The 13,122-nt window shown below is 42.9% G+C and carries 9 protein-coding genes; all 9 read left to right on the top strand.

Annotated elements, in window-relative coordinates; translation table 11 throughout:
• Positions 1 to 24: 24 nt before the first annotated feature.
• The 9 genes from rpmF to kbl all read left to right on the top strand — a co-directional run bounded on the left by rpmF (position 25) and on the right by kbl (position 13,041).
• Positions 25 to 210: a 50S ribosomal protein L32 gene (gene rpmF / locus EJN84_RS09470; RefSeq protein WP_101486082.1), complete on the top strand. Its 186-nt coding sequence runs from the start codon at positions 25 to 27 to the stop codon at positions 208 to 210.
• A gap of 91 nt (positions 211 to 301) precedes the next feature.
• Positions 302 to 1,306: a beta-ketoacyl-ACP synthase III gene (locus tag EJN84_RS09465; RefSeq protein WP_129595197.1), complete on the top strand. Its 1,005-nt coding sequence runs from the start codon at positions 302 to 304 to the stop codon at positions 1,304 to 1,306.
• Between the two features lie 278 nt (positions 1,307 to 1,584).
• Positions 1,585 to 4,023 carry an endonuclease MutS2 gene (locus tag EJN84_RS09460; protein WP_129595196.1) on the top strand — a complete coding sequence of 813 codons (2,439 nt, stop codon included), beginning with the start codon at positions 1,585 to 1,587 and terminating at the stop codon, positions 4,021 to 4,023.
• Positions 4,024 to 4,360: 337 nt separating this feature from the next.
• Positions 4,361 to 6,346, top strand: coding sequence for a glucosamine-6-phosphate deaminase (locus EJN84_RS09455; protein WP_129595195.1), 1,986 nt, complete (start codon positions 4,361 to 4,363; stop codon positions 6,344 to 6,346).
• Positions 6,347 to 6,504: 158 nt separating this feature from the next.
• Positions 6,505 to 6,894: an START-like domain-containing protein gene (locus EJN84_RS09450; RefSeq protein ID WP_129595194.1), complete on the top strand. Its 390-nt coding sequence runs from the start codon at positions 6,505 to 6,507 to the stop codon at positions 6,892 to 6,894.
• Positions 6,895 to 7,043: 149 nt separating this feature from the next.
• Positions 7,044 to 8,987, top strand: a complete 1,944-nt coding sequence (locus EJN84_RS09445) for an LptF/LptG family permease (protein ID WP_129595193.1) — start codon at positions 7,044 to 7,046, stop codon at positions 8,985 to 8,987.
• 17 nt (positions 8,988 to 9,004) lie between these two features.
• Positions 9,005 to 10,222 (top strand): bifunctional 3,4-dihydroxy-2-butanone-4-phosphate synthase/GTP cyclohydrolase II, encoded by a 1,218-nt coding sequence (locus EJN84_RS09440; RefSeq protein ID WP_129595192.1) that lies wholly within the window; start codon positions 9,005 to 9,007, stop codon positions 10,220 to 10,222.
• A 54-nt stretch (positions 10,223 to 10,276) separates the two neighbouring features.
• Entirely contained in the window at positions 10,277 to 11,779 is a 1,503-nt protein-coding gene (gene rmuC / locus EJN84_RS09435) for a DNA recombination protein RmuC (protein ID WP_129595191.1), read from the top strand.
• A 74-nt stretch (positions 11,780 to 11,853) separates the two neighbouring features.
• Entirely contained in the window at positions 11,854 to 13,041 is a 1,188-nt protein-coding gene (gene kbl / locus EJN84_RS09430) for a glycine C-acetyltransferase (RefSeq protein ID WP_129595190.1), read from the top strand.
• Positions 13,042 to 13,122: the final 81 nt, after the last annotated feature.

Below are 13,122 nucleotides of genomic sequence, written 5' to 3'. Positions count from 1 at the left end.
ATTCATAAATAATACAACAACGATATGGCACATCCTAAACGAAGACAATCGTCAGCAAGACAGGGAAAAAGACGTTCGCACGACCACGCAAAATTGCCTACAATGGCAATTTGCCCCAATTGTGGAGCATGGCACATTTATCACACCGTGTGCGGTGAGTGTGGTTACTACAGAGGAAAATTAGCTATCGACAAAACGGCTACTGCTTAATAACTCTTCCTCAAACAGCTTACGGTAATAAAACCCTGAGAAAGCGCATTTACGTTTTTTCGGGGCTTTTTTTAGAATAATTTTTGTACAGATGGAAAAAATAAACGCTGTTATAACAGGAATTTCGGCCTGCGTTCCTGATTATATTCTCACCAACGATGAGATAAGCACGATGGTAGATACGAATGACGAATGGATTACTACGCGAGTAGGAATTAAGGAACGTCGGATATTGAAGGGCGAAAATAAGGGAGTGTCTGAACTTGGTTCGCCTGCTGTGGCCGAATTGCTTCGCAAAACAAATACTCGAGCCGAAGAAATTGATGCTCTGATATTTGCTACATCCACACCCGACCATATTTTTCCATCGACTGCTTCGATCGTTGCCGAAGCAAACGGCATAAAAAATGCGTTCTGTTTCGATATGGAGGCTGCATGCTCCGGATTTATTTTTGGACTCGAGGTTTGTAATGGTCTTATTCTGTCCGGACGATATAAAAAAGTTATCCTCCTGGCCGGAGACAAAATGTCGGCCATAACCAACTACTCCGATCGTAATACATGTCCGTTGTTTGGCGATGCAGTGGGTGCTGTTCTTATCGAACCTTCTTCCGAAGATGTTGGCATTATTGACACTATATTACACACCGACGGCGTGGGGTATGAGCCATTGCAAATGAAAGCAGGCGGAAGTAAATTTCCTGCCACACACGAAACCGTCGAAAAAAAGGAACATACTGTTCGTCAAGACGGAAAAACTGTTTTTAAATATGCTGTGAAGAATATGGCTGATGTCTCCGTCGAAATTATGCAAAAAAACAATCTCTCCAAAGACGACGTCGATTGGTTTGTTCCTCATCAAGCCAATATGCGAATCATCGATGCTGCTATCGACCGCACAGGATTGTCACGCGATAAAGTAATGATCAACATCGAAAAATATGGCAATACAAGCGCCGGAACTATCCCCCTTTGTTTGTGGGAATGGGAGCCGAAACTGAAAAAAGGAGACAATATCATTCTTACTGCTTTTGGTGCAGGATTCACTTGGGGCGCCGTTTATTTGAAATGGGCATACGACGGGACCTCAAAATAGTTTTCATTTTTTTCGTGCGGATTAATTTTTTCAAAAAATAGGACAACTCTTGATCATTAATAGAAAATCGAGATTTATTCCAAAAAGAATACTCTTAAATCTTTTTCCGTGATGGTTATTTTCTTGCCATTGTCCGAAATAATCGTCGAATCCATACACCAAAGAAAACAAGTACCATTTCTGAACTTTCGAAAAGAGAGTCTTCATCATAGCGAAGAAGAGAAATCGAATTAATTGATGTAATTTTGTAGCCGAATTTATAATACAGGCGAAGGAACGTGACATACCCCGAAAATTTCGAACAAAAAATCGAATTTCAAAAAATTCGGCACTATATTATCGATCAGTGCTTAAGTACGCTGGGCAAAGAGCGCACCGAGAACATGTCGTTTTCTTCTTCATTTGACGAAATCCAACGATGGTTGACGCAGACTGAGGAGTTTGTCCGCATTTTGCAGGAAGAAGATGCTTTTCCTTCCGACAATTTTTTTGATGTGCGCCCCATGTTGAAGCGCATGCGCATCGAGGGTTCTTGGATCGAGCAGCAAACGCTGTTCGAATTGCGTCGTTCGTTGCAAACCATTCATGCTATTGTGGCTTTTTTGCGTCGCGACGACGAAAAGGCGCCTCGTTATCCCGAATTACGGGCATTAACCGAAAATGTGGTCGTTTATCCCGACATGATCAAAAAAATTGATGGGATTTTGGATGCTTTCGGTCAAATCCGCGATAATGCTTCGAAAGAACTGGCCGACATTCGTCGTCAGCTCACTTCTACCATGGGAAGTATTTCCAAAACACTGAATGCAATTTTGCGCAATGCGCAATCGGAGGGACTGGTCGAAAAAGATGTATCGCCGAGCATGCGCGACGGACGATTGGTGATCCCCGTAAACCCTGCCTTCAAACGAAAAATAAAAGGTATCGTGCATGACGAGTCGGCTTCCGGAAAGACGGTTTATATAGAACCTTCGGAAGTGGTGGAAGCCAATAACCGCATTCGTGAACTCGAAAGCGAGGAACGACGCGAAATTATTCGTATTTTAACGGAATTCGCAAACTATTTGCGCCCGTTTTTGCCCGATTTGTCGGTTTCGTACGATTTTCTGGCCGAAATAGATTTCATTCGTGCAAAAGCCCGGTTCGCTCTACAAATCAATGCCATCAAACCCCCGTTAGAAAACAGGCCTTTGATGGATTGGGTACAAGCCGTCCATCCGTTGCTCTATCTGTCGTTTCAGAAACAAAATCGAAAAGTCGTTCCGCTCGATATCACCCTCGACGAAACAAATCGGATTTTGATTATTTCGGGTCCCAATGCCGGCGGCAAATCGGTTTGTCTCAAAACTGCAGGATTGCTCCAGTATATGGTGCAATGCGGCTTGTTGATTCCGCTGAAAGAAAATTCGCAGGTAGGTATTTTTCGCGACATCTTTATCGATATCGGCGACGAACAATCTATCGAAAACGACCTTTCGACCTATAGTTCGCACCTGAACAATATGAAGTTTTTTCTGAAAAACTGCAATGAACAGTCGCTGCTGCTGATCGATGAATTTGGCAGCGGAACCGAACCACAAATCGGTGCAGCCATTGCGCAATCGTTGCTGCATCGTTTCAACGAACGCAAGGCGTTTGGCGTCATCACCACGCATTATCAGAATCTGAAGCATTATGCCAACGAGCACGAAGGCGTCATCAACGGGGCGATGCTCTACGACAGACACGAGATGCAGCCTCTGTTTCAATTGTCCATCGGAAATCCGGGAAGTTCGTTTGCGGTGGAAATTGCCCGAAAAATTGGTTTGCCCGAAGAGGTGATCGCCGAAGCTTCCGAAATTGTCGGAAGCGATTATATCAATATGGACAAATATTTACAGGATATTTCGCGCGACAAACGATATTGGGAGCGCAAACGCGATGAAATTCGTCGCGAACGCAAACGAATGGAAGAGCTTTCCGAAAAGTACCAATCGAGTTTGGACGAAATAAATACACAAAAAAAACTGATTTTGGCGCAAGCCAAAGAAGAAGCCGAAAAGCTATTGTCGGAAACTAACGTAAAAATTGAGCAGACCATTCGCCAAATTCGTGAAACACAGGCCGAAAAGGAAAAGACGAAGCAGGCACGTCAGACTCTCAATGAGTTTAAGGAAAAGGTTGCAGCTTCCGACCTTAATCATGCCGATGTGTCCAAAATGGACAAAAAGGTTTTGCATCGGCCGAAAAAACCGGTGCGTGCTGCCGAATTGGCCTCAATTCCTCTTGCCACTGGCGATGTGGTGCGCATGAAAGGTCAAACCACGTTGGGCGAAATTCTCGAAATAAACGACAAAAAGGCTGTAGTGGCTTTCGGCATGATCAAATCTTCGGTCGGATTGGAAAAGCTCGAACGTGTCAGCAACAATCAACTGAAGAAAGAACAAAAAAAATCGTCGAATACGCGCGATTTGATGTACGAAAAGAAATTGAATTTCAAACCCGATATCGACGTCAGAGGAATGCGGGGTGACGAAGCGTTGCAGGCCGTTATGTATTTCATCGACGATGCCATTCAATTAAATATTTCGCGCGTCCGCATTCTTCACGGGACGGGCACGGGCGCTTTGCGTCAGATTATTCGCGATTATTTGCGAACGGTGAACGGCGTCGCCCGTTTCGGCGATGAACATGTGCAATTCGGGGGTTCCGGCATCACGGTTGTCGATTTGATATAAAATTTATGGACATAATTGTCAGTGGAGAGAGTGCCCGAAAAAATTCAAAAATTCGCTCATTTCATCGCATTTTTCGGCATCTTTTTTTCGGTCATGTTCGTTCCACACTTGCGTCGTATTTGCCTCGTATTTGCGTCGTACTTGCGTCTTGTTATATTTTTGCTTGTTTCAAGCTGTTTCCAAATGTTTTTTTATTGGTTTTTCAGGCAAAATTTAGAAGCGAATTAAAGTCGTTTGAGAAGTATTTTTTTGTACTTTTGCTTTCAGTGAAATGTATCTGAAGGAAGCCATCATTTAACCGGAAAATTTTTATTGCAAATATCAAAAAGTCACGATAATGAGATTAGATTTAAGTTCAAAAATCACACTCGAACGAATTCCAAATCGGTATTACAATCCACAAAACGATTTTGAGAAATTTACGTTGACGCGTTTCGAGAAAATTCCGACCGTTATTTACGAGGATTTATTGCAGGCGTCTCAAAAAATTGCTGATGACATTGTTCGTCGAATGCTCGAAAAGCAGCAGCATAATCAAAATTTCGTAATGGGCATTTCGGGAGGTGCATCTCCCCAGCATATCTATGCCGAATTGGTGAGGCAGCATCGCGAAAACAAAGTAAGTTTTCGTAATCTGGTTGTTTTCAATACATACGAATATTATCCGCTTTCGGAAGTATCGTCGAGTAACCTTGGCATGCTGAAAGAGTCTTTTTTGGATCATATCGATATTGATCCTCGCAATATCTTTTCGCCCGATTCTTCTGTCGAAAAGGAAATGATTATGGAGAGCTGTCGAAAGTTTGATGACGATCTCGAACGAGTGGGCGGAATGGATTATCTGCTGTTGGGACTTGGCAGCAAAGGCAATATCGGATTCAATATGCCCGGAAGCAATCCCCATTCGTCCACTCGATTGGTGATGCTCGATGGCGATTCGCGCAGTGATGCGGTCAATGTTTTCGGTTCTCTTGATAGAGTTCCTGTGAGTGCTATCACAATGGGTATTGCCGACATGATGAAAGCAAAACATATCACGCTGATAGCCTGGGGCGAACAAAAAGCCAAAAGCATCAAGGAGATGGTCGAGGGAAGCGTGGAAGATTCGATGCCTGCTTCTATCTTGCAAACTCATCCCGACGCCGAAGTTGTCATCGATTTGTCTTCGGCTTCCGATCTTACCCGAATCAGTCATCCCTGGCTTGTTACCAGTTGCGAATGGAATAGTAAACTCATTCGCAGGGCTATTGTATGGTTATGCGAGATGGTGGACAAACCGATTTTGAAACTTACCAACAAAGATTACAACGATTACGGATTAAGCGAACTTTTGACGATTTATGGTTCGGCTTATAATGTTAATATCAAAATATTTAACGATTTGCAGCACACCATCACCGGCTGGCCGGGTGGAAAGCCCGATGCCGATGACACCTATCGTCCCGAGAGAGCAAAGCCTTATCCCAAAAGGGTTATTATTTTCAGCCCGCATCCCGATGATGATGTGATTTCGATGGGAGGAACTTTTCAGCGGCTGGTAAATCAGGGGCACGAAGTGCATGTTGCATATGAAACTTCCGGAAATATTGCCGTAGGCGACGAAGAGGTTATTCGATATATTTCGGTCATCAATAGCGTACGTAAAAAATTTGATCCCGAAAACACGCGGATTCTCGAGAAGTACAATCAGATAAGGAATTATTTGATGTACGAAAAAACCAAGGACGATTTGGATACGCCGGACGTTTTGTTCATAAAAGGACAGATTCGTCGCGAGGAAGCTCGTACTGCCGACCGCTATATCGGATTGCCTGACCGGAATGTACATTTTCTCGATCTCCCTTTCTATGAAACGGGACAGATTAAGAAAAATCCGATTTCGGAAAAGGATGTAATGATCGTCAAAGATTTCATCGAAACCATCAAACCGAATCAAATATATGTTGCAGGCGATTTGGCCGATCCTCATGGCACACACAAGGTTTGTCTCGATGCTGTGCTGGCAGCTGTCGATTTACTGAAAGACGAATCATGGTTCGAAGATTGCCGCATTTGGATGTATCGTGGTGCGTGGATGGAGTGGGAGATTGATCATATCGAAATGGCCGTTCCGCTCTCGCCCGAAGAGCTTCGCCAAAAGCGGAATGCCATTCTCAAGCACCAGTCGCAGATGGAAAGTGCCCCATTTTTGGGCGACGACGAACGATTGTTCTGGCAGCGTTCGGAAGAACGCAATCGCGCTACGGCCGACACTTACTGCAAATTGGGTCTTGCTTCCTACGAAGCCATCGAAGCGTTTGTGGAATACATACCGGCGAAATAAAAAAACGCAATTTTTATGAATACTTTCGTTGAGGCCGATTCTGAAACAGTTTCGGTCTCATTTTATTTCTATTTCGTTGGAAACGATTATAAAATGACAGTTGCCTTTGGCTAATATTCCAAAAAAAATTCGTACATTGAGCGGCCAAAGGAAAAAGAATGGAAAAAGAAAAATTTCATATCGAATTTGTGATGGGGAATGCCAGCCAAAATAGTTTGTGGAGGATGATCAGCATGCCCGACGGACTTTCGGAATGGTTTGCCGACGAAGTTTCTTTTGATGAGGAAAACAATCAGTATCTTTTTCGATGGAGTAAATCCGAAGATATTGCGTTGGTTCAATTCTCGAAACCCATGAATGTCATCCGATTTCGATGGCTCGACGAAGAACAGGATATGGCATATTTCGAATTTGCGATCCATAAGCTCGAACTTTCCGGAGGATTAACACTCGAAATCACAGATTTCGCTACAACTGAGGAAAAAAACGATGCAATCACCTTATGGGAAAAGCAGGTTGACGAACTAAAACGAAAATTGGGGATCTGATCAGATTTATTCCAACGAACAAAAAATCGACAGGCAATGCATCAACGTTGTCTGTCGATTTTTCTTTTTGCCATCTTCATCATATCATTGTCCGTCCGAATTTATTATCTTTGCATTCGAAAATAACCGGAGCATTTTGTTTTGAATTGATGATCAAAAAAATTCATATAAAACGTTTAGACAGCTACCTCCTGCAAACTTTTCTTCCACTTTTTTTGATGACTTTTGCAATCTGCCTTTTTCTGGTATTGATGCAATTTTTGTGGAAATATGTTTCGGATATGGTAGGGAAGGGGTTGGAATTGAAAGTGCTGGCTGAAATGTTTTGGTATGCCGCCCTCAACTTAATTCCGCTTGCATTGCCTTTATCGATTTTGCTGGCATCATTGATGACCTTTGGCAATATGGGTGAAGATTTGCAGTTGCTTGCCATCAAATCGGCGGGCATATCGCTTTTCCGAACCATGACTCCGCTTATTGTACTGATCACGTTCGTTAGCGTGGGTGCTTTTTTCTTCCAAAACAATGCCATGCCCACGATACAAACCAAATTTTATTCGCTCCTCATTTCTATTCGACAAAAATCGCCCGAACTCGATATTCCGGAGGGCGTATTCTATAAGGGAATTGACGGATATAATATTTTTGTCGGCGAAAAGAATCGCGATACAGGCATGCTCTATGACGTTATGATTTACGACGTTTCCAAAAGCAGTGTAGATCAAATGGTGGTAATTATTTGCGATTCGGCAGAAATGAAAATGTCTGAAGACAAACTTTCGCTTGTTTTCACCATGTATCACGGGCAACAGTTCGATAATTTTCAGAGTGGATCACCTTCTATGCAACGGGAGTTTGTGCCCTATCGTCGCGAAATTTTTTCGAAAAAGCAGATGCTGATAGAATTTGATGCAAATTTCAATCGTATTGACGATGCTACTATCGAGGGAAACGCCTCAAGTAATTATGTGTCTAAAAATTTGTCTCAACTCAAGCATTCCATCGACTCCATGAAATATGAATTGGACAGCGTGAACGTGATCGATCGCAATATGATGAAGAATTATGCCTATCTTTCTTTCCGCAACAGTTATCCTCCCGAACAAAAGGATTCCATCATTCGAAAGGCCGAGAAATTGAATGTTTCCCTGCATCCCGATTCGATTTTTGCTTCGAAAGATTTGCAAACACGCAACGCAATCTTGCAAAACGCTTATGCTAAAGCCGAAAATAACGGGAACGATTTCATGTTTCGATCTATGTCTAAAACTTCCACTCAGCGCATCATCAATCGACATTGGATAGAATGGCATCGAAAATTTACCTTGCCGTTCGCTTGTCTTGTGTTCTTTTTCATCGGTGCGCCACTTGGATCGATTGTTCGCAAAGGCGGATTGGGAATGCCTATAGTGATTTCCGTTATTCTGTTCATTATATACTATATTTTGGACAACGTTGGTTATAAAATGGCACGCGATGGTGTTTGGGCACACTGGATGGGCATGTGGTTCAGCTCGATGGTCTTGCTTCCTTTGGGTATCTTTCTGACCTACAAGGCAATGAACGATTCGGTGATCCTGAATCCGGACACCTACACAATGTTTTTCAAAAAGATATTTTTCATTCGCGAAAAGCGAAATTATCCGATAAAAGAGGTGGTAATCGACAAACTGCCCTATCACGAACTGAATGATCAATTGAACGATTTGTCGCACGAAGTGGATGACTATTTGGCGAAATACAGGAGATTGGGCTATAAAACCTATTGGATGGATTCGGAATACGATAAAGCGTTACAGTCGATAAAAAATAAAATGGAAACGATTTTAAATTCGGTTTCAAATTCTCGAAATCTTGAAATTCTTCGCAAGGCTGAAGAATATCCGGTGCTTATCAACAATCAGCGACCATTTGTTGCAGGGTCGCGAATGGCAAGATTTTGCCTGTATTTTTTTCCGATAGGAATTTTATTTAAATTATTTTCTTGTCTATTCGAACGCCGAATTATGAACGATTTGTACCGCATCAGAGCATTAAATTCCGAACTTGCCAAAATTGTGGAAGAAGCAAGTTTATTTCACCGAGCAATATAAATTTTACTAAACTATATATGAAAGAATTTCAGCTTAATACAATAGAAGAAGCAATAGAAGAAATAAAAAAGGGAAATTTCGTGATTGTCGTCGATGACGAAGATCGCGAAAACGAAGGCGATTTGATTTTGGCTGCCGAGTGCATTACTCCCGAAAAAATCAATTTTCTCGAAACGCATGCCCGCGGACTCATTTGTGCCCCTATTACCATTGATCGCGCCGAAGAGTTGGAACTTCCAATGATGGTAACGCACAATACGTCGTTGCATTCCACTCCTTTCACGGTTTCGGTGGATTTGCTCACACACGGTTGCACTACCGGAATTTCGGCGCACGATCGTGCTGAAACTGTGTTGGCGCTCACTCGTCCCGAAACCAAACCCGAAGATCTTGGCCGTCCCGGCCATATTTTTCCCCTTCGTGCTCAAAATAAGGGTGTTTTGCGTCGAGCAGGACATACCGAAGCTGCCATCGATTTGGCTCGCCTTGCAGGTCTGTATCCGGCAGGAGTACTTGCCGAAATCAAAAACGAAGATGGTTCGATGGCTCGTTTGCCGCAATTGATGGAAATGGCCCGCGAATTCAATCTGAAAATCATTTCGGTCGCCGATCTCATCAAATACAGATTGCAAACCGAATCGCTTATCGAGCGGGGCGAAGAGGTGCATTTGCCGACAAAATACGGCGATTTTATGATGATTCCTTTTTTGCAGAAAGCCACAGGGCAAGAGCATGTTGCATTGATTAAAGGTTCGTGGAAAGAAGATGAACCTATTTTGGTACGCGTGCATTCATCCTGCATCACAGGCGATATTTTCGGATCTTACAGATGCGAATGTGGCGACCAGCTGCACAAAGCTCTTCAGATGATCGAGGAAGCCGGTAAAGGCGTGCTGGTTTATCTCAATCAGGAAGGTCGCGGCATCGGCTTGATGGCTAAAGCTGCTGCCTACAAACTTCAGGAAAACGGATTGGATACCGTAGAAGCTAATTTGCATTTGGGATTTAAAGCCGATGAGAGAGATTATGGCGTCGGCGCACAGATACTGAGAAGTGTAGGAGTAAAGAAAATGCGGCTCATGTCCAACAACCCTGTCAAACGAATCGGACTGGAATCTTACGGCCTCGAGGTTACCGAAAATGTTCCCATCGAAGTTGAGCCGAACAAATACAACAAGTTTTATATGGAAACCAAAAAAAATAAGATGGGACATACACTTAAGAAGGTGAAATAAAAAACTTGCGTATTGTTTTTTTACTGCTCTTGATATGAAATAATTAGCTTTGCAATGAATTTGATATACCTTATAACGGGTTTTGTAGTTGGCGGAATTATTTCATGGATTATTGCCACACTTATATCCAAAACAAAAACGGTAGCAAAGAGCGATTTCGATCGCTTGTCGCAGTCAAATTCTGCGCTGACAACCGAGAATGTAGTTCTGAAAGAAAAAGTCAATGCATTTCTAAATAACGAAACATTACTCAAAGAAGAAATTTCGAAAGCCAAAGAACGATTGGACTTTGCTCAGCAACAACTTCAGCAAAAAGAGCGCGATTTATCGGTTTTGTCTGCAAATTTTAATGCAGCCGACACTCATATCAAACAATTACAGGAAGAAATCAATCAGCACAAAATAGAGCTAAAAGCCAAAACCGACGAAGTGAACGAAACGCACAAAACGTTGGCATCGTTTCAGGCAAACAACAAGGCTTTACTCGAAAAGCTGGAAACACAAAAATCGGAAATAGAAGAATTGCGCAAGCAATTCAACATCGAATTCGAAAATATTGCTTCAAAAATTCTCGAGGAAAAGTCTGAAAAGTTCACCAAACTCAATCGCGAAAACCTTGATACCATTCTTAAACCGTTGGGCGAAAACATCGAATCCTTCAGAAAGAAAGTTGAGGAGGTATATGTTACCGAGTCGAAAGAACGATTCTCTCTCGGACAGGAAGTTAAAAATCTTCGCGAACTTAACGATCGTTTGAGCGCCGAAGCCAACAATCTCACCAAAGCACTGAAAGGCAATGCTAAAATTCAGGGCAATTGGGGCGAAATGATTCTCGAGAACATTCTCGAAAAATCCGGACTTACCGAAGGACGCGAATATTTTATACAGGAATATCTGAAAGATTCGGATGGTAAATATTTGGTGAACGAAGATGGATCACGCATGCAACCCGATGTCGTGATTTCTTATCCCGACGATCGCAAGGTTATCATCGACTCGAAAGTTTCGCTTTCGGCTTTTATGAATTATATGGGAACGGATGATCCTGACGAACAGAAAAAGTATATCAAGGAGCATCTGATTTCTGTGAGAAAGCATATCGACGAACTAAGTCGGAAAAACTATCAGGATTACGCTGCAACGCTCGATTTCGTGATGATGTTCATTCCCAATGAACCGGCTTATATGCTGGCTTTGCAGCACGACAGCGAAATATGGCAGTATGCCTACGACAAAAAAATTCTGTTGATAAGCCCCACAAACCTGATTGCTGCGCTCAAACTCATTGTAGATTTGTGGAAACGCGAATACCATAATCGCAATGCGATGGAAATTGCCGAACGCGGGGCCAAACTTTATGACAAATTTGTGGGATTCATAGCCAATCTCGAAAAAATCGGCAAGAATCTCGATCAGGCTCAGAGTGCTTATAAGGATGCTTATAAACAACTTTCTACAGGGAATGACAATCTGGTGCTGCAAACTCAAAAATTGAAAGAATTGGGAATTTCGCCCAAAAAAAGTATTCCTCCTTCCCTTTTGGAAGGCAACGAATAATACCGTATTAGAAATTCAAATACGGGTAATTTTTTTATAACGATAATATTTATACAACTTTAATCGAAAGAACTATGTTTGGAAAAATGCTAAAACACCTTCAGGATGAGTTGGCGTCCATCAGAGAAGCCGGACTCTACAAGGACGAGCGAATCATCGTTACCCCGCAAAGAGCCGAAATCAAAGTGCAGTCAGGGCAGCAAGTACTCAACTTTTGTGCCAACAACTATCTTGGCCTCTCCGATAATCCGCAGCTCATCGAAGCAGCCAAAAAAGCGCTCGACGAACGTGGCTATGGAATGTCATCAGTGCGCTTCATTTGTGGAACGCAGGATTATCACAAAGAATTGGAAAAGGCCATCAGTCGTTTTTTCAAAACGGAAGATGCCATTCTGTATGCTTCCTGTTTCGATGCCAATGGAGGCCTTTTCGAGCCTCTGTTCAAGGAAGAGGATGCTATTATTTCCGATGCTCTCAATCATGCTTCCATCATCGATGGAGTCAGACTTTCGAAAGCCAAACGCTATCGCTATGCCAATGCCGATATGGCCGATTTGGAGGAAAAGTTGAAAGAAGCACAGTCTCAGCGTTTTCGTATCATCGCTACGGATGGTGTGTTTTCGATGGATGGGAACGTGGCTCCACTCGACAAAATTTTGGAATTGGCCGAAAAATACGATGCACTCGTCATGGTGGACGAAAGCCATTCTGCAGGAGTTGTGGGCAAAACCGGACATGGCGTAAGTGAATTGTATGATGTGATGGGCAAAGTAGATATTATCACCGGAACTCTCGGAAAAGCTTTCGGCGGAGCTATCGGTGGTTTTACGACCGGCCGCCGCGAAATCATCGAAATGCTGCGTCAAAGTTCTCGGCCCTATCTGTTTTCCAACTCCATTCCGCCGATGGTAGCAGCAGCAGGCGTCAAGGCATTCGATTTGCTCGAATCGTCGAACGAATTGCAAAACCGTTTGCATGAAAATGTCGAATATTTTGTAGGCAAAATGAAAGAAGCCCGTTTCGATATCAAGCCCACTCAATCGGCCATCTGTGCAGTAATGCTTTACGACGCAAAGCTGTCGCAAGATTTTGCTTCCGAACTTTTGAAAGAAGGCATCTACGTAACGGGATTCTGCTATCCGGTTGTTCCCAAAGGCGAAGCCCGCATTCGTGTTCAGCTTTCGGCAGGGCACAAACGCGAACATCTCGACAAAGCTATTCAAGCCTTCGTTAAAGTTGGACAAAAATTAGGAGTAATTTAAAAGAAAACCATATTGATAAGCAACAGAAAAGAAAGGGTACTTTTAATCGCCGATTCGAAAACTTAATGTTCTCTTAATGCC

The sequence above is a fragment of the Seramator thermalis genome, from assembly GCF_004138125.1.
Lineage (GTDB): Bacteria > Bacteroidota > Bacteroidia > Bacteroidales > Dysgonomonadaceae > Seramator > Seramator thermalis.
This window is presented reverse-complemented; position numbering and strand designations above follow the sequence as displayed.